Origin of the sequence: Sinobacterium norvegicum (genome assembly GCF_923077115.1) — a bacterium.
Taxonomy (GTDB): domain Bacteria; phylum Pseudomonadota; class Gammaproteobacteria; order Pseudomonadales; family Sinobacteriaceae; genus Sinobacterium; species Sinobacterium norvegicum.
On sequence record NZ_CAKLPX010000001.1, the window covers coordinates 1,673,805 to 1,692,123 of the forward strand.

Consider the following 18,319-nt stretch of genomic DNA (forward strand, 5'->3'; position numbering starts at 1 on the left):
ACAGCTGAGCTGTCAGGGCTTTTACACGCTACCCAGGGCTGTCATGCCCCGGGTCGGTATGCAATAACGACTATTGCGTGCTGCGGTAGTAGTTCATCAAAATCTCAGCCACTTCTGGGCGGGAGAATTCTGGTGGTGGCGCGATGCCGTCACCCAGCAACTGACGCACCTTGGTGCCCGACAACAGGATGAAATCTTCTTTCGCGTGATCCGGCGCATCCTTCATCATGATGACTTTGTTCAGCTTCTTAGAGTAAGCGGTGTGATCGGCGCGGTAAATCTCAATATCCAAGGCACCAGCGGGGACTTTCTCGTCGAAGATGGTCTGTGCATCGAAGCCACCGTAGTAATCGCCAACACCGGCGTGGTCACGACCAACGATAAAGTGGGTGCAACCACAGTTCTGACGGAAGAGTGCATGCAGCACGGCTTCACGTGGGCCAGCATACAGCATATCGAAGCCGTAGCCGGTGACCATGACGGTGTTTTCTGGGAAGTAGACATCGACCATTTTACGGATACAGTCATCGCGAACATCGGCAGGGATGTCACCCTTCTTCAGTTTACCGAGTAACATGTGGACCAAAATACCGTCGGTGTTGAGGTCTTCCTGCGCCATGCGACACAACTCTTCATGGGCGCGGTGCATTGGGTTACGGGTTTGGAAGGCAACAACTTTTTCCCAACCGCGATCGGCGATCTCATTGCGAATCTCTACCGCGGTGCGGAAGGTATCGGGGAAGTCGGCGGCGAAGTAGGAGTAGTTCAATACTTCGATGGCGCCAGACAATACATACTTGCCCAGGCCGGTAAAGGTAGCAACACCTGGGTGCTCAGCATCGTCGGTACCGAAGATCTCAACCGCCATGGCGATAAGCTCTTCGACGGTCACATCTTCGATGGCATCGACATTCATCACGGCAAGAACAGGGTTGCCTTCAACGTTGGGATCGCGAAGGGCGATACGTGAAGCGCCTTCGATGGCCGAGATGTCATTGGTGATGTTCACCACAGGCACAGGCCAGAACAAACCGTCGGTCGTCTTTAGGCTGTTGGCAACACTCTTGGCGTCGGCCAGATTCATATAGCCATTGAGCGGGGTAAAATAACCGGCACCCAGCATGACAGCGTTGGCGGCTGCGGCCGAGTTTAATAGCAGTGAAGGCAGCGTCTGCGCTTCCTCTAATAGTGCTGCACGCTTGGCTTCGTCAGCCACGTATAGCGGGTTTAACTGTTCAGAACCGTGAGGCTTGATCATTCTTATACTCCAATCATTAAAGTCAGCGGCTCAATCGAGCCGCTAATAATTACTTTTATTCGCCGCTTAAAATACCGCGATCTGTCAACAGCTGCAGCAGGATGGCAACCTCTTCTTCCAGCGACTGCTCGTGGCTGTTTAAGACCAGCTCGGCCTTCTCTGGCGCCTCGTAGGGGTCAGAAATACCGGTAAAGTTAGGAATCTCGCCAGCTCGGGCCTTCTTGTACAAGCCTTTCGGATCACGCTCTTCCGCCACGTCCAGTGGTACATCGACAAACACCTCGATGAAGTCCATACCGGAGGCTTCATGTAGTTCGCGAACAAGGTCACGGTCGGCGCGGTAGGGGCTGACAAAGCTGGACAGGGTGATGACACCGGTGTCGACGAACAACTTCGCGACTTCACCGATACGACGAATGTTTTCGGTACGATCTTCGGCGCTGAAGCCGAGGTTTTTGTTAATACCCATGCGGATATTATCGCCGTCGAGACGGTAGGTAAGCTTGCCTTGCTCGGCCAGTGCCTTCTCTAGGGCTACTGCTACTGTACTCTTACCGCTGCCAGATAGGCCGGTAAACCATACGGTTGCGCCTTTTTGACCGAGCATACGCTGACGATCCTGACGAGAGATTTCACCGTCGTGCCAATGTACGTTGGTTGCTTTTTGTTCAGCCATTGTCGCTACTCCAAATCCTGATTTAACACGCAAACAGGCTCAAAAACCTGCCTCAAATTTTTGCCAGAGAATACTACAGCAAAACGGCCAGGCCGTCGCCATAGAAGACGATTAATCATCAGTTAAATTAGTGGTCAGCCAACCCTGCCTACCGAACGGCTTCAGGGTTGCTTGGTCACTATTGATCTTTGTTATTGCTGGACGGTTCAGCCTCGATAAAACGCCGACGATAATCTGCAAATTGCTGCCTTAACCCCTCTTCAGTCAAGCCAAATTGAGCCAGGGTGTAATGATGAGCGGCCCGGTCTTCACGCCGGTTATCCTGTCGCCATTGAGCCATCGCCTCCAGGGCCTGCTCGGTGGCTTCCATGCCGACAAAATCGTAAATCTGCTTAGCACAGCCCTCGGCATCTATTGTCGTCTGCTCAAACCATAAATCGAGAAAGACCTCCGGGGCATCGTCGCGCACATCCATGGTGTGTCGCATCCCCGCTGCAAATTTTGTGCTCCACTGCTCAGCCACCAAATGGTCATCAACCTGGTCGCTGGCCATAATCCACAGCGCATGATGAAAGCTGCAAATTGATGGGATAGTCTGAACGGGATCTCGGTGCGTCTGCACTATTTTAGCGTCGGGAAATACCGACAGCAACGTCTTCATCTGGTGTAAATGATGCGGCGTCTTCAGCAGCCAGCGCTGCGCTCGGGCGCCAGCACCTGATCTGTTTTTTTGCCATTGCAAAAACTGTAGCTGTCGTTTCAGGTATTCATAGCCCGGGGTATTGTCGGCCTCGCTCAACCACTGACCATAACTTGGTATGTAACAAAAAGCCTCTGGCGTGGTGCTAAAAAAAGACTGCTCTAGTAGCATCAACTCTTCATCGGCGCCACAGGCTTCCAGCGGGTGGATGGCCGCCAAGTCTGGACTGGCTGCTAACATTGCAGCCACCTCCTGTTCCGCCCGATTGATACGGGCGTCATTCTCAAGACTAAAATCCCAGTCTAAATCGGGCGCCGGATAGCGCGTCTCATACCACAGCGGGGCATAAAAACGATCGTCGCAGGCCATCGTCCGGTGCAGCATGGTGGTCCCGGTTCTCGGCAGACCCACGATAACCACAGGCGCCTCAATTTGCTCATCGAGGATTTCAGGGTAACGGCGAATATACTCCTCCGCCCGCAGTCGGCCGATCAGAATATCGACAATTCTGGCCCGCTGTCCCATTCGCCCCATCTCATTCAGCTTCGCCTCGGTGTCCAGGGCATGCAGTAATACCCTCAGAGGCTGTTCGAAGCGTGTATCGCCAAAGTTGGTCAAAGCTGTGGCCGATTTAGCCTCTGCAATAATACTGTCGAAATCTAAGCTCAGTGCATCGTTCATTATTTTTCTCTAACGGTTAAACAGAGGGGCAAGATAAATCAAAGACAGGTTAACAGTGCAAACTGGCAGCCTTAACCACACGCATCGATGGCTCGGGGAAATCCTTGGCGCCAATCCAGCGAAAGCAACTGGTACCCAGCTTGTGGCCAGCAGTGGTCAGCAGGTTATCCACCGCCAGTGTTTGATGCGAAACAATAATGGTGACACTGCCGTCGTTGGCAACCACCGCATTATGCTTGTTGATATGTATCTGCTGATAACGATAATCGAGGGATTCCATCCAATAATTATTGAGTTGATAGTTCCAATTTTCGCAGTCGGGAATAGAGGGCAGCTCGATAATCAGCGCCTCGTCATCGGCGAGCTGCCAATAGTTGAAATAGTAATGAATATTGGCGTCACCGCCGACATCTTGACACCACTGCTGCTCCCAGGGAGCAAAGGCATTAACATGGGGCAGGCAGCGCTGTGACCAATCGGCAAATAGCTGGGCAGTCCCCTTTACAAAGGCCGCTGTCGACTGCAAGTTTGTAGCAATAGCTGCCGCTGTTAACGGCGCTGGCGCTGCATCGGCGCCGATTCGGGCAATGGTTAACTCTGCCTTGTCCTCAGCAGACCGGTCGAGAAATGTCTGGCGCACAATGACAGTTCGCGTCGTTGCCGTCATCGCTAACCAGTTGCCCTGCGGCGGCTTGCTAACACTGAGGATCAATTCAAAGCGACCATTCTCATCGATGATTAAGTCATGATCATCGATAAACCCCGTCGATTCATTCTTGCCATCCTCACCGTAACCGCCCGATTGCGTACCAAAACTCAAATAGGCAACAGAGCCTCTGTGCCCCGATATTTTATAGTCGTACTGACCGTCGAGCTCAGCACGCTGATAATAATTATCGGGGTTATCGGCACCAATTTTAGCGGTTTCATGCGAGGGGCGATAAAAGCTGGGGTGAGAGCGGTCACCACTCTCCATAAACATATCCAAACCAATACGCGCTAACCGGGTTAGGTAACGATAGCCCTCAGCGCGATCAAAGGCATTATCCGGCGCCTCAGATCGTAGTACCACATCCCCAGCCTGTTTGAGCTGATCGCAAAAATCGCCCCACGCCTTTCCCGATAGAATATCTTGCTCATTTGACACGTCGATCACACCTCTAAAGCGGCCACGATGGTGGCGTTATCAAGAATTAAAGTGTGTGACAAACAGAGGCTTTTTTCATCACCCAGCTGGGTGGATGGGAGCGATGAAGAAGCCTGTCGTGCGAGCTTTAAATCCAGCCCTGGTATTTGGCCATCGATAACAACATGCTGATGACAATAAGAAAGGGCAGAAAACGGCTGATTTTATCCATGCTTTGCTCGCTGGCAGGCTTGGCAAAACGTTCAACCAGTACCGTCACCAAAATCAGAGCAGCAAATAATACGGCAAGTATCAGTAACAATTTCATAACGGGCTACCTGAATATATTGCAATAGGCCAATGCGACTATCGCTGGTGATGGAATAGCATTATCATAACCTAAGACAAAAATGCAGGGCGAGTAATAATTGTGACTGACACAGATACCACCATCGAATATCAGGGCAGAAAAACACAACGACTCAAGGGCGAACAACGGCGTGTTGCGATACTCGAGGCCACACTGCGTATTATTTCCCGCGAGGGGGTCAAGGCGGTCAAACATCGCGCCGTGGCCAAGGAAGCCGGCGTGCCACTTGCCGCCACCACCTACTATTTCAAACAATTAGGCGATTTAATTAACGATGCCTTTTATTTATTTGTTGAAAACACCCAAGCCAACCAACAACAGTTAGAGCAACAGAGCTTTACTGCACTCGAATCATTTAGCTATAAAGAACTCGATGAGCCGGAGAACAAGCAAAAGTTAATTGATATGCTGGTGGATTTTTTAACCGCACATGTCGAGGGCGAAGTCAGCCGACTATCCGAGCGAGTGATTGAGAACGCCTTCCGCTTTGAAGCAACTATCAACCCACAACTGCAACAGCTTGTGCATATGCTGCATGAAAACAATCTATCGCATATTATCAATTTCTATCATGTCTTCGGCTCCGACGACCCACAAGCAGACGCCACTATTTTACACAGCCTGATACTGCACCTTGAATATCAAAACATTATTAATAATGAATTTGATCAAGAAGCCACTCGCCGCACGTTGCTACGCTGCATTACCAACAGCCTTTAGTTATTTTTTATTTTTCCAAAAACCATCGAAGACCCATGCTGGACCAACCAAAAGAAAAAGAATATCTTTAAAAAACGAGGGCTTCTTACCCTCGACTTTATGGCCATAAAACTGTGCAATCCAAGCGATGACAAATAGACTGACACTGATGACCGTCAGCGCCCCCGTCGCCATTTCAATGGCCCAGGACAGCAATAGACAACTCAGGCTGAACACCAGTAATGCGATAAAGAAACGTAGCCCCAGTGTTGCGTAGAAAATCATGACAAAGAAAAGTGTTAGCGACGTCCAGTTAAGCAGTTCAACAGATGCCATCCAGCCCGGTTGCGGCAGCCCCCACAACAGACCAGCAATAGAAAAATAAATAGTGGGAACAGCGATATTGTGAATGCGCTTATTGGTGATATTTTGGTGGCTTTGAGAATATTCTTCGAACCATGACGTCGCCGTCCGCATTAGCCTGCACCTCTATTATTTTATGTCGAAAACCATTGAAAAAATCTCTCAACAAACAACCGCCGAAAAACCAAAAAACTAAGATGTTGTTTTTAAACAAAAAACATATTTTCGTAGAGATTTATCCGCCACTATAATCCACCCTATCAAATTTAGCACGATAGTACCACTCCGTCGATATGTCACCAAAAAGTAACTCCTCAAGCCCTATTGTAAAATATAGCTAAATTGTTAGAAAAGTATTTAACATTGCGAGCTTGTTAAGTACTATGCAGCAACATGATCTAGTAATGATCAGAAAAATAATAAAATTCAAACAGCTCTATAACAGCATCAATGTTCTCACTGAGATTGTACCGCTGCGATAGATAGGGGATGTTTTCATGCAGTTAAAACCAATTTTCAAACCCAGTTTGCTTGCCATTGCTGTCGCCGTCAGTACCCAAGCCACCACAGCATTAGCCAACGACTCTGCCATGCTGTTAGAAGAGGTACTTGTTACCGCTCAGAAACGTGCTGAAAGTTCCCAAGACGTACCCATTAGTATGCAGGCGTTTAGTTCTGATTTCTTACAAACAACGGGGGTTAAAGACTTTTCAGACCTCGACCAATACACGCCGGGCCTGACGGTTAACGCAGACCAAGCCACTCAACCCAGCTTTGTCATTCGTAATATAGGTACCGGTGCCTTTGGTATTGGCACCGACCCCGCCGTGGGTATTTATATCGATGGCGTTTATTCAGGCCGTTCCGGTTCTGCGCTGATGCAGTTTACCGATATCGACCGCGTCGAAATTCTCAAAGGCCCTCAGGGTACACTATTTGGCCGTAACAGCGCCGCCGGCGCCATTCAAGTTGTTACCAAGCGTCCGACTGAAGACTTTGAAGCAATGGTTCGCCTCCGAGGCGGCAACTATAACAAGCAGCTTGGCGAATTCATGCTTAACGCCCCTGTTGCCGACACCGGCCTCGCCTTTCGTATCAACGGCCTTGCCAACAAGCAAGACGGCTATATCGACAACGCCAATGGCGACGACCTGGGCAATCAGAAAGACAAAAGCTTCCGTTTCAGCGCCGCCTGGGATATCTCTGAGAAAACAGAAATCCGTTATACCTATGATTACAATGATCTTGATCAGGACGCTAACACCAAGATTAATATCAACAAATACAGCGGCACCATTAACAAGCCCGGCACGCTCGGCAGTAACACCGAAATAGACCAAAACAAGGCCAACAACCCCTGGGATGTGGCGGTCGATCATGACGTGGTTGAAAACAGAGAGTCGCGTAATATTGCCGGCCACAACCTTCAGCTAAGCCACGATTTAGATTTCGCCACCCTGCGTTATATCGCCTCTTACCGTGAATTTGAATCACAGAACAAGGGTGACTATGACGGCGCCGGCAACATCACCAGCTATGTCGATACCGAGAACGTCGAAGACAACTCACAGTTTTACACCGAGCTCAGCTTTAACGGCCAGTTCGACGATGTGATCTGGACTGTTGGCACCAGCTACTATAAAGAAGATGGCGATCAGGACAGCTTTGTTAATACCTTTACCGACACCACCAACATTCTGATCAACCAGCTCGGAAACATCGATCTTGCTGGCACAGTTCCGACCGGCGTTTACTGGACAGAGAATATTCACAACAAGGTGAAATCCGAAAGCGCCGCCATCTACGGTGATGTCACCTGGCAGGCCACCGAGAAGTTCTCGGTTACCGGCGGTGTCCGAGGCACTTGGGATAAGAAAGAATTCAGCTGGCAGAACCAGTGTAACAATGTGATGGATGACTATTTTTCCGATGCAGCCTGCCTCTTCGATATCGCCTATCAGGAAGGTGAGGCCGTCCTCGCCGGCTACAAGAATGGCACCTATGAGGACGACGACAGCTGGAGCAATATCAGCCCTCGACTGGTACTGAACTACCAACTGCTCGACAGCGCCATTATTTTCGCCTCTGCCACCCAGGGTTACAAGGCCGGTGGCTTTAACTCGCTGCAGATGGGCTCAGCCTACGACCCCGAGTTTGTCGACAGCTTCGAGCTCGGTTTGAAGTCACAGTGGTTCGATAACAGCCTGCGTTATAACACCTCGCTCTTCCACTACCTCTATAAAGACAAGCAGGACACGACACTGATCAACCCCAGCGAGGGCACAGCTTATTACTCGACCGACACCGGCGATGCTGAGGGCACGGGTATCGACACCGAGCTGGTTTGGGCGGCAACACCAGAGCTGCGTTTCAGCCTGGTACACAGCTATATTCACTCGGTGTGGACCGACCGCGAGAACCCAACAACCGGCGACGACATGGACGGCGAATACCTCGATGGCCCCAAACATCAGGCCAATATCGCCGTCGACTACGACATTATGCTCGGCGATGCAGGCCGTATCGCACTGCACTTAGATCACGCCTATGAAAGCGCGGCTAAGAGCAACTCAGCCTCATCCGCAGAGCTGCAGGGCGTCTACTACGACACCCTCGATGATGACCGTAACTTTACCAATGCCCGTGTCGCCTGGATCTCTCCGGAGGAAGCCTTCGAGGTGGCCCTGTGGGGCGAGAATATCTTCGGCAATGAATATGTCACCGGCTATAGCCAATTTATTAGCTATTTCCCCAGCGACACTGTTAACCTCGACAAACCCGCCTACTATGGCGCTGAGGTTATCTACAAGTACTAAGTACATAGTACGATGCCGGTAGGACAGCGCCTGCCGGATATCGTCCGACACAAAAAAAGCCGATAACGCCTGCGTTATCGGCTTTTTTCTTGCCGGTGTGGCTACTCTGTGACGATTAGCGCCGCCATGGCCAGCAGCCGCCTAGCCTCTTCAACATGCAATATTTCAATCAGCTTGCCGTCAACCACGGCAACGGCCTTGGATTCTGCCTCAGCTTGCTGCCATGCGGCCAATACTTTCTCGGCGTGGGCAACGTCGTCATCATTAAAGCCAAAACTGACATTCGCCGCGGCAATCTGTTTCGGGTGGATCAGGCTTTTGCCATCGAAGCCCAAGTCTCTGCCCTGCTCACAAACCGTGGCAAAGCCCTGGTCATCAGCCAAATCCAAGCAGACGCCATCGATCACATCAATGGCGGCTAGTCGTGCTGCAATCACACAGCGATTGAGACTGTAAAGAAAACCACTGCGACAGGGGGTATGGCGCACCCGTAGCTCTTTTGCCAGGTCGGAGGTGCCCAGCATCAGCACACTCAAGCGAGTCGACGCCTTAGCAATTTCGTTAGCTTTGTCGACACCCAACGGTGTCTCTATCATTGCCCACACGGTCATAGACGCAGCCGCATGATAACGATCTAACAGTTCAACAACTGTGATAATTTGTGCGGCACTCTCTATCTTGGGCAGGCAAATGGCATCGGCCTGAGACTGGGCCACGGCTTCGATATCCTCATTAAACCAAGGCGAACCAATAGTATTGACCCTGACCACCACCTCTCGGTGACCATAGCCGCCTTGATTAACTGCTTCAATAACGCTGTTTCTTGCCGTTGCTTTAACGTCTGGCGCGCAGGCATCTTCCAAATCGAAAACGACACAATCTGCCGCTAGGGTTTTAGCTTTTTCAAGCGCCCGTGAATTTGATCCCGGCATATAAAGTACCGAACGTCTTGGACGAATTTCCATGATTCACTCTCTGTTTAAATAGCTGTTATCGTCGCGTCATCGATATAGTCGCAGATGCTATCGACCATCCAACAACGGTGCTGTCTGCCGGTCTTTACCAGCTCACCACTGTTATAACAGTTATCCTCCTCATAGAGAAAGCAAAGCTTGTCACCCTCCACAACCAACTGTGGCTGATAAAAGACCATCCCTCTGCGCTCGGCAAACGCTGTTATCTGCTGACACTGCCGCAGGCGTGACATCTGACTCAGACAAATATAGGTTGGCGGCAGCATTGCCAGAGCACCCTCATGATGCTCGTTCAAGGCCTGCTGCAGCGGCAGCCACTGATAGCTAACAATCTCGCCATCATCAATAACAACCTCGATATCATCCTCAATAGTGGCGATAAAAAACCAAGTTGAAAACCGCTTAGCGGTGCCCTCAGGGGCCGTCCAGTGCGCAAAAGGGGTCAATTGATCCGCCGCGAGACGAATGCCTGCCTCCTCCTCGCACTCACGGATAGCAGCCACCCTGGCCTGCTCTTGTTCAGTCGCCTTCAGAGCCAGCTCTTCTGGATCTACCCTGCCGCCAGGGAACACCCACAGGCCGGGGGCAAAGCTTAACGTCTTATTTCGGTTGAGCAGCAACGCCTCAACACCCCGCTTGGATTGACGCTGAACAATCACCGTCGCCGCGGGAATCAACTCGGACATCATAGACCCCCTTAACAGTGAATTAATCTTCTGGGTAATAACGGCTGATGGTATTGATGACACAACCAGGGCGATCAGAGCCCTCGATTTCGACGGTGACGCGAACCGTCGATTGAATACCACCTTTAACACTCTCAACCTGAATCAATTCACCGCTGCCACGGACACGGCTGCCAACCGGTACGACGGCGGGAAAACGAATGCCTTCGCAACCATAATTAACGCCCATCTTAATGCCCTGAACATCGACGATCTGTGGCAGAAATAGATTCACCAACGACAGCGTCAAATAACCGTGGGCAATACAGCCGCCGAAAGGCCCCTCTTTGGCACGCACTGGATCGACATGAATCCACTGGTGATCACCGGTGGCATCAGCAAAAAGATTAATCCGTTGCTGATCAATAGTCAGCCAATCGCTGTACCCTAAATGTTGGCCAACGGCTGCTTCCATATCGAGAGGGGTTTTAAAGACAGTAGTCATAAGAGACTCCATAATAGTGGGATTTACCGACTAAACGGTTGATTAGATTTAGTATTACCCAATTCTAGCACCACCCACACCTGACCGGTGACCCCACTTGGGTTAAGTCTTGGTGAAATACCGCAACTATATTGGCCACATCGGCTTGCTTGTCACCCAATAGACGACCAAACTTACTGAGCAATCCTCAGAGCACAACCGCTGACACACCGTCTGAATAGCGACACCGTGTTAAGGAGGCCATTTTGTATAACGGCTGGGAAACACATCTAGTCAGAACAGCGCTGCAAAAGCGGCTGGAAGAAATACGATCAGAACTGATTCGTACGCCGCTCAGTGCGATGCATAGGATTCTCGAACTCAACGCCGAAATTGACAAAAACGAAATCATGCTAGAAAAACTCAACCATAACATCAGCCCTATTACCGGCGAACAGATCGGTAATACCAGCCCTACTCCGCTACCTTAAGCCATGACAGCTCAACTGGTGACGATCAAAGGCATCATCACAGGTAAGGTTCAGGGTGTTTGGTACCGCCGCTTCGTCGAGCACGAGGCCAGTCTGTACCATATTCAAGGCTATGCCAAGAATTTGAGCGATGGCTCGGTTGAGGTCTTGCTCACCGGCGGCGTCGATCCGCTGTTTCAATTTCTGCAGCAAATGTTTACCGGGCCACAGGCTAGTCGCGTCGATAATATCGCTATCTATCGGCAACCAACAACAGCCCTGCAGGGCTTTAAAATTCTCTAAACGCGATAGCCCTTGCCGGTACTTGTCCGATACAATTTAACCGGTGAAACCCACCGTTTTTTCGATTCATTCCTTCATTCTTAGGCCATCATGAGCACTTTTAAATTACAACAGTTCAGTGTTGTGCAACAACACAGCGCCATGAAAGTCTGCACTGACACAATGATTTTTGGCGCCAGCCTGCCAATCACTGGCGGTGAAACAGTCATCGATATAGGCGCTGGCACCGGTATTTTGTCGCTGATGGCAGCCCAGCAGGGGGCCAGTAAAGTCACCGCAGTGGAAATCGATCAAGAGACCGCGAAAGAGTGTGCCGATAATCTCTCGAACAGTCGCTGGCACAGTATTTTGCACTGCCTACACGCCGACATTTTATCCCGGCCGCTAATAGAGCAAGTCGACAGGGTTATCTGTAACCCACCGTTTTTCGACAATCACACCGCATCGAGCGACCCGCTACGCAGAACTGCCCGTCACACTGACTATCTCGACTTCCAATCGCTGTTTACCGTCGCCACCTCGCTACTCAAGCGGGATGGCATTTTTTGCCTGCTCATCCCCCGCCCCATCGTCGACCGCATAAATACCATCGCCCAATCGAAGCAGCTACAATTGACCCGCCGTTTTGATATTCAAGCTAAACCCAGCCTCGACAGCAAGACATCAATATTGTGGTTTAGCAGATCCTCTCATACACCGGCGACACCGCAGCATCAGACAATTACTGTCTACGATGAAGACCGGCAGTATAGCGAGCAAGGCGTCCGTTATTTGAAAGATTATCTACTGAGATTTAAGGATTCCAACTCGTCATCGCCGGAAGACGAAAACTTAACCCCTGAAAATTAAGCTGCACAGCATCGACTAAAATGGCCTCGACGCTGAGGCCGGCACCAATCTTGTCACCCGCAAAACGCTTGCTACCATTCAAAATAACAAAACCACTGGCAGAGCGAGAAGAATAAATATGGGCGCCATATTCTACTGGTGGGATACGCTCTTTTTGCACCCAAGTTAACTCACTGAACAGCGGCGGCAACGGTTTTTTATTTTTTCTAGCATCGATATCGACAACAACGGCAGGGCTTGCCTGATCTATCATCTGCTGCAACTCTTTATCACTAAACGCCTTGTTTTTCTTTTCAATTCGGCCACTCGTCACAGCGACTACAACTGACGTTTTTATTCCATCATCAGTTTTCAACGCTTCGGTTCGCTGCTGATACAGGTCATCAATATCATTTTTTACAGGCGGATTAAGCGGCGCTGAATCCGCTATTTTATCACCGCCCGACGGGGCAACAATGACCGGCTGACGCACTATATCACCAGCTATAACGTCCCTGTGCTCAGTCGCCACTGCCACAAGTTCAGCAGCCTCGACTGGCGGCGGCAACGCATGCGTATTTTCCGCTGTCATCGCCACAACCCCCGTAGAGGGCACTGAACGTGGTAAAAAAAGCACCGCCAACAGCATCAACAATAACAACACAACAATGGCGGCGAATATGACTGGTCGAGCGCCGAGCACCTGTTTTGTGACTGGCAAGGGCTCGCTGTACTCTGCGACCAAAATCTCAGCCACACCGTTTCTTTGTGCCTCAGACTTATTTAATGCATCGAGAATATAAGACATCAGCCCTGCCCCTGCTGCGTCAACACAGGCACTGATACTGAGGAGGGGACAACAGTATTATCCGCTGCCGGCTGCTGATTTAACAACCTCGGCCGATAGAGCTGCTGGTTTATTTTCAGTAACGTATTAACCCCAACCATACCATCATCATGCAGCTGGTTATAACGCTGGAATAATTTTACCCGTTGCTCCAAAGCCCGGTTAAAATGCTGGTCGGCAAGGGGAATACTTTGCTGGTCGATCGAGGCAAAGGCTGTTGCCAACCATGCCACCATTGCCCCCTGCGAGCCATAGCCTACGGCGACGTCGAAGGCCGCCGGTTTACGCCAAACAGCGACAGCCTCTCCTCCCCACTGTTCACCCAATTCGAGCAAACTCACCGTAACAGGCTGGCCCGCCACCATTAGCGTGGCACGGTTGCCATCTATGGCAAGCAACAGCGCCAGCTTACTATCGGCCACCGGCTTCCTCCGGTCGTCGCCTATAACTGACTGCTGCCGCAATAATAACGGTCGGTTCAGCTCCTTTACCGACGACCAGCTGGTCATCGATAACGGCAGGCAGGCCAAGTCTGCCGGTAGACCCTGACAATCTGTCCCATGGCTGAGTTGAGCCAAACCCGAGATATTGACTAAACGCTGTAATTGTCGGGCAAAATCACCCCGCCAAAAATCGACGGGCTGATCTTGTTGCGCCGCCAATTCGGTCGCTGGCTGCTGTATTACCGACAGCAGCTGAAGCTGGGGCGTCACCTCGGGCACGGTTTCCTCAACCTGCGGCATCGGTGGTACTGTGATCATTGGCGACGCAACCGACGGCTCTCGCTCCAACAGACGCTGGAGCAGCAACGGTTTTAGCCACCAGGCGAGCGGTAAGACTACAAGTATCAAGCCTGCCACAGCCAACCGGCGAGGTATCATGCGGCGGTTATTTTGCCGCTGCTTCGCGACAACCGACTCCTCGCCCAAGACCTCTTTTGCCGCCAATTTCAGCGTCGGCTTATCGACGACCAATCGATGCTGGCTATAGGTGCCCAACAGCGCACGGTCGCAGAGAACATTGACTACCCGTGGTACACCATTGCTCAAACGGTAGATTTCCGCCACCACACGATCGGGAAAAAGACTGCCAGCGGATTGACTGCCGGCTACCTGTAAGCGATGAACAATATAGGCCTTCACCTCTGCCTGCGTCATCACTCCGATGTGATATCGAGCGGTAATACGTTGCGCCAATTGACTCAACTCAGGCCGTGACAATACCGTTTTAAGCTCCGGCTGACCGATCAAAATAATCTGCAGCAGCTTTTTACTGCTGGTTTCTAAATTGGTTAAAAGGCGAATTTGCTCCAGCGTCTGAAACGGTAACAACTGGGCCTCATCAATCATCAGCACCGTATTGCGGCCACGGGCATGATTGCTTAATAGGTAGTGATGCAGCAGTTCAATCAACTCTTTGCTGGTCGGCTCATCGCTGATATAGGCGATACCCAATTCATCACAGATAGTCGCCAATAACTCGATAGTGCTTTGATAGGGGTTAAGAATAAAGGCGACATCAGTCTGTTCCGGTAACTGCTGCAGTAGACTGCGACTAATCGTGGTTTTTCCTGTGCCGACCTCTCCGGTCAATAAGACAAATCCGCCATCACCGCTAACACCATACAAAAGGTGCGCCAAGGCCTCGCGGTGACGCTTACTCATATAGAGATATCGCGGGTTCGGTGCGATTGAAAAAGGCGGCTCTTGTAAACCAAAATAGCGGCTATACATAAAACGGGGGACCGAGTTTATTATGACGATGAGTAGGCATTATGCCCAAGCCAGAGCAGAAATGCGAAACCACTGTTGCGCTAACGAGCTGGGGGATGATTTTTGTCGTAGCAAGCGGATAATAACGGCAGCAACTGTTGCAGCTTCTCGGTTAGCGCGGTGACAGCCAGTGACAGGTTTCGCTCAAATACCTCGCCTGTGTCATGATCTTGCCGTACCGGGTTACTGACCGCCTTGATGGCAAGAAACGGTATATTAAAATCCTGACACAGCCTCGCAATTGCCGCCGCCTCCATTTCCTTGATATCACTGCCAATTTTTTCCAGCTGCAGCAAATCAGCATCACTGACATCCAGCGAGTTGCCGCTGCTTAAACAGGCACTGTTCAGCGCCAGGGTCTGCGCCAAATCTGCATCGAAATAGACCGGGTAACGGCCGACACCGAAGGGCTCAAAATCGCCCAGCGGTATACGATGATCGTGAAAACATACCGGCTTATCTACCCATAACACATCGGCCACCCGCAGCTCAGGATTAACCGCGCCACAACTGCCAGCCGAGATCAGATAGTCTGGTTTGAACTGCTGTAACACGACAAATGCTGTCACCGCTGCAGCCTCGGTGGCAATCCGGTCAACGCCGTAGACCGGATCTGTACCATTGACTGCGATAAGAACCTCCGCACCCGCAGTATCGGCAGTAAACAACGCCATCGGCAGTGGTGTATCAAAAGCCTTGGGGCTCGCCGCCAGCGCCTCAATCAACGGCTGCGCCTCAGCATACATGGCGAATATCAGAGCGATTGTTGGCTTTTTAATCATAGAGTTCTCAAAATTTGGCTAAAAAAAACCGCCTCTAACGGCGGTTTCTGTTCACGCTGTAAGTACAACAACGGTTATTAGTGACGCGGCAGCAACTCATCAGGCGGCTGCTGGCAGACCAGTTTTTCGCCGAGCAGCTTCTCTAAGTCTGGCAACAGGAAGACATCGGTTTCACCGGCAAAGGTATAAGCGACGCCAGTTTTCCCTGCCCGCCCAGTACGCCCAATACGGTGGACATAATCCTCCGGGTCTTCCGGCACATCGAAATTAACCACGTGACTGATACCGTCGACGTGGATACCACGGCCAGCAACATCGGTGGCAACAAGAATGCTGATATCCCCCTTCTTAAACAATTCCAGGGTGCGGGTACGCTTGTTCTGTGGCACCTCGCCAGACAGCATGCCGACATTAAAACCGGACTTTTTCAAACGCTCTTCCAACCAACGGGTGGTGTCACGGCGGTTAGCGAAGATAATAATACTGTCGACACCGGGCTGACGCAGAATATTCTTCAGCAGTGGCAGTTTCTCACGCGATTCCACCAAGAAGACTTTTTGCTCGACTGTATCGGTGGCGACATGGTCTGGCTCGATTTCGACCACCGTGGGATCGTTGGTCCACTGACTTGCCAGATTTAACACATCGGGGGTAAAGGTGGCGCTGAATAATAATGTTTGACGATTATTCTTTGGCGGAGTACGACTGATAATGCGTTTAACATCGGGGATGAAACCCATGTCGAGCATTCTGTCCGCCTCATCGATTACCATCACCTCGACCATGTCGAGGTGAATATCACCACGCTTATTGGCGTCGAGTAAGCGCCCTGGGGTCGCGACAATAATATCCACCGCACTGCGTTCTATTTTCTTGAGCTGCTTATCGTATTCAACCCCACCAATCATTGAGATGACCTTCAGATCGGTATACTTCATCAATTTAGCGGCGTCATCGGCAATTTGCGCGACCAGCTCACGGGTTGGGGCGATGATCAAGGCTCGAGGCTCGCCACTGTAACGCTCGTCGGTCAACGGATTATTCAACATATCGTTAATAATCGTCAGCAGAAAAGCCGCCGTTTTACCGGTACCAGTCTGCCCCTTGCCAATGACATCGAAGCCCTGCAGCGTATCGGGCAGTGACTGTGCTTGAATCGGCGAACAGTACTCGTATTTAAGGTCGGCGATGGCATGCATCAACTCAACACGCAGATTCAAGTCGTGAAAACGTGTTCTGCCCTCTTCCTCGGCGACAACAAACTGACTAATATCCCACGGTTTCTTATTGTGAGCAGCGCGATTGCGGTGTTGACTGGCCTTACTGGCACCGGTGCTGTGTTTCTGACCGCTGCTGGTTCGCTTCGACTCCGAGGCCTTCTTGCTGCCACCCTGTGGCGGCTTTGCCTGGGCTTTTTTTGCAGGCTTGTCGGCCGGTGTCTTTTTGCTGAAAAATCGTTTAATCAATCTGTGTTCCTTAGGGCAGGCCTACACAGCCAGCACCATCGTTGATTCATCGTCGCCAACACTAGGCCGTGATGATTTAAAAATTCCGCCTATTCTATAGACAATTCAACACTATTACACTTTCAACGCCTAACTTTCTCGCCGCTGACGCGATCAAAGGGTAGCACTATTGATTAAAGCAACACCATCAGCGAGGGATTTAACCAACAAACTGCAACTTTTATGGCTAATCTTGGTCATAAATAATACTTATCAACAAAAAAAGCATCGGATGCCTCTTATGATCAGCCTCATTGCCAAGCTATACAATCAGTGGCGCGACCTTGCCTCATCACTACTCTCTCCCCTCAGAGGTCTGCCCGCCTTAGGCTTGCGACTCTATCTCGCCCCTATATTTATTGCCGCCGGCCTGCATAAGCTGCACAACATCGAAGACATCGCCGCCTGGTTTGGCAACCCCGACTGGGGCTTGGGTCTGCCGGCGCCGATGCTAATGGCCGTACTTGCCACTTTTACCGAATTGGTCGGCGGCCTGCTACTGTTGGTTGGTGCCGCTACACGGCTGATCAGCATACCGCTGATCGTCACGATGTTAGTCGCCATCTTTAGTGTGCACCTGCCCAATGGCTGGTTTGCCATTGCACCCAGCAACCCAGAAACCAGCACCGCTGCTATCCTCGCCCCTATCGGCTTTCCCGGTGCTGCGGAGAGCCTGACCAATAGTGAGCAAGTCGGCGAGCGTCTCAGCGCAGCCAAGAACCTGCTGCGAGAGCACGGTAACTATGATTGGCTGACCGGCAAGGGTGGCATTGTTATTCTCAACAACGGCATCGAATTCGCCACCACTTATCTATTAATGCTACTGGCGTTAATGCAGCTCGGCGGTGGCCGCTATGTCAGCATCGATTACTGGCTGGCCAGACGTTTCCGACAGCCCGAAAGTTAGCCAAGGCAGCGGTTAAATTAAGCGTGGGCTCTGACAGTCCACAAAATAGCAGGCAATAAAAAAGGCCTAGAAAGTCAACTTTCTAGGCCTTTA

19 protein-coding genes are annotated in these 18,319 nt (G+C 51.0%); 6 read left to right on the forward strand and 13 right to left on the reverse strand.

Annotated elements, in window-relative coordinates; genetic code table 11:
• Positions 1-70: 70 nt before the first annotated feature.
• The 5 genes from sat to L9P87_RS07490 form a co-directional block, all read right to left on the reverse strand.
• Entirely contained in the window at positions 71-1,258 is a 1,188-nt protein-coding gene (gene sat / locus L9P87_RS07470; RefSeq protein ID WP_237444050.1) for a sulfate adenylyltransferase, read from the reverse strand.
• Between the two features lie 55 nt (positions 1,259-1,313).
• Entirely contained in the window at positions 1,314-1,934 is a 621-nt protein-coding gene (gene cysC / locus L9P87_RS07475) for an adenylyl-sulfate kinase (protein WP_237444051.1), read from the reverse strand.
• Positions 1,935-2,112: 178 nt separating this feature from the next.
• Positions 2,113-3,315, reverse strand: a complete 1,203-nt coding sequence (locus L9P87_RS07480) for a sulfotransferase family protein (protein ID WP_237444052.1) — start codon at positions 3,313-3,315, stop codon at positions 2,113-2,115.
• Between the two features lie 49 nt (positions 3,316-3,364).
• Positions 3,365-4,462 carry a hypothetical protein gene (locus L9P87_RS07485; RefSeq protein WP_237444053.1) on the reverse strand — a complete coding sequence of 366 codons (1,098 nt, stop codon included), beginning with the start codon at positions 4,460-4,462 and terminating at the stop codon, positions 3,365-3,367.
• Between the two features lie 127 nt (positions 4,463-4,589).
• Positions 4,590-4,769, reverse strand: a complete 180-nt coding sequence (locus L9P87_RS07490) for a hypothetical protein (RefSeq protein WP_237444054.1) — start codon at positions 4,767-4,769, stop codon at positions 4,590-4,592.
• Positions 4,770-4,871: 102 nt separating this feature from the next.
• Here L9P87_RS07490 and L9P87_RS07495 point away from each other — a divergent pair, with 102 nt between their 5' ends.
• The gene (locus L9P87_RS07495; RefSeq protein ID WP_237444055.1) at positions 4,872-5,531 is read left to right on the forward strand and encodes a TetR/AcrR family transcriptional regulator; all 660 of its coding nucleotides are present in this window, start codon (positions 4,872-4,874) and stop codon (positions 5,529-5,531) included.
• Here the strand turns inward: L9P87_RS07495 and L9P87_RS07500 are convergent, their stop codons facing one another.
• Positions 5,532-5,987: an Mpo1 family 2-hydroxy fatty acid dioxygenase gene (locus L9P87_RS07500; RefSeq protein WP_237444056.1), complete on the reverse strand. Its 456-nt coding sequence runs from the start codon at positions 5,985-5,987 to the stop codon at positions 5,532-5,534.
• Positions 5,988-6,370: 383 nt separating this feature from the next.
• Here L9P87_RS07500 and L9P87_RS07505 point away from each other — a divergent pair, with 383 nt between their 5' ends.
• Positions 6,371-8,689: a TonB-dependent receptor gene (locus L9P87_RS07505; protein ID WP_237444057.1), complete on the forward strand. Its 2,319-nt coding sequence runs from the start codon at positions 6,371-6,373 to the stop codon at positions 8,687-8,689.
• A 101-nt stretch (positions 8,690-8,790) separates the two neighbouring features.
• On the opposite strand, the gene L9P87_RS07510 is transcribed toward L9P87_RS07505, so the two are convergent.
• Genes L9P87_RS07510 through L9P87_RS07520 form a run of 3 tightly spaced genes read right to left on the reverse strand, consistent with a single transcriptional unit; the run spans position 8,791 to position 10,833 of the window.
• Entirely contained in the window at positions 8,791-9,654 is an 864-nt protein-coding gene (locus L9P87_RS07510; RefSeq protein WP_237444058.1) for an HpcH/HpaI aldolase/citrate lyase family protein, read from the reverse strand.
• 14 nt (positions 9,655-9,668) lie between these two features.
• Positions 9,669-10,352: an NUDIX hydrolase gene (locus tag L9P87_RS07515; protein WP_237444059.1), complete on the reverse strand. Its 684-nt coding sequence runs from the start codon at positions 10,350-10,352 to the stop codon at positions 9,669-9,671.
• A gap of 19 nt (positions 10,353-10,371) precedes the next feature.
• Complete coding sequence (locus tag L9P87_RS07520; RefSeq protein ID WP_237444060.1) at positions 10,372-10,833, reverse strand: MaoC family dehydratase; 462 nt, start codon at positions 10,831-10,833, stop codon at positions 10,372-10,374.
• A 245-nt stretch (positions 10,834-11,078) separates the two neighbouring features.
• Here L9P87_RS07520 and L9P87_RS07525 point away from each other — a divergent pair, with 245 nt between their 5' ends.
• The 3 genes from L9P87_RS07525 to L9P87_RS07535 all read left to right on the forward strand — a co-directional run bounded on the left by L9P87_RS07525 (position 11,079) and on the right by L9P87_RS07535 (position 12,434).
• Complete coding sequence (locus L9P87_RS07525; RefSeq protein ID WP_237444061.1) at positions 11,079-11,303, forward strand: hypothetical protein; 225 nt, start codon at positions 11,079-11,081, stop codon at positions 11,301-11,303.
• A gap of 3 nt (positions 11,304-11,306) precedes the next feature.
• Positions 11,307-11,585 (forward strand): acylphosphatase, encoded by a 279-nt coding sequence (locus tag L9P87_RS07530; protein WP_237444062.1) that lies wholly within the window; start codon positions 11,307-11,309, stop codon positions 11,583-11,585.
• A 90-nt stretch (positions 11,586-11,675) separates the two neighbouring features.
• Positions 11,676-12,434, forward strand: coding sequence for a tRNA1(Val) (adenine(37)-N6)-methyltransferase (locus tag L9P87_RS07535; protein ID WP_237444063.1), 759 nt, complete (start codon positions 11,676-11,678; stop codon positions 12,432-12,434).
• On the opposite strand, the gene L9P87_RS07540 is transcribed toward L9P87_RS07535, so the two are convergent.
• From L9P87_RS07540 to rhlB, 4 genes are all read right to left on the reverse strand, one after another.
• A complete protein-coding gene (locus L9P87_RS07540; protein WP_237444064.1) occupies positions 12,379-13,221 on the reverse strand; it encodes a general secretion pathway protein GspB in 843 nt (280 codons plus the stop codon). The genes L9P87_RS07535 and L9P87_RS07540 overlap by 56 nt on opposite strands.
• Entirely contained in the window at positions 13,221-14,924 is a 1,704-nt protein-coding gene (locus L9P87_RS07545) for an ExeA family protein (RefSeq protein WP_237444065.1), read from the reverse strand. Before L9P87_RS07545 ends, L9P87_RS07540 begins: the two co-directional genes overlap by 1 nt.
• Positions 14,925-15,073: 149 nt before the next feature.
• Positions 15,074-15,814, reverse strand: a complete 741-nt coding sequence (locus L9P87_RS07550) for a phosphorylase family protein (RefSeq protein ID WP_237444066.1) — start codon at positions 15,812-15,814, stop codon at positions 15,074-15,076.
• A gap of 77 nt (positions 15,815-15,891) precedes the next feature.
• Complete coding sequence (gene rhlB, locus L9P87_RS07555) at positions 15,892-17,280, reverse strand: ATP-dependent RNA helicase RhlB (RefSeq protein WP_237444067.1); 1,389 nt, start codon at positions 17,278-17,280, stop codon at positions 15,892-15,894.
• Between the two features lie 280 nt (positions 17,281-17,560).
• On the opposite strand from rhlB, the gene L9P87_RS07560 reads away from it, so the two are divergent.
• Complete coding sequence (locus L9P87_RS07560; RefSeq protein WP_237444068.1) at positions 17,561-18,226, forward strand: HvfX family Cu-binding RiPP maturation protein; 666 nt, start codon at positions 17,561-17,563, stop codon at positions 18,224-18,226.
• Positions 18,227-18,319: the final 93 nt, after the last annotated feature.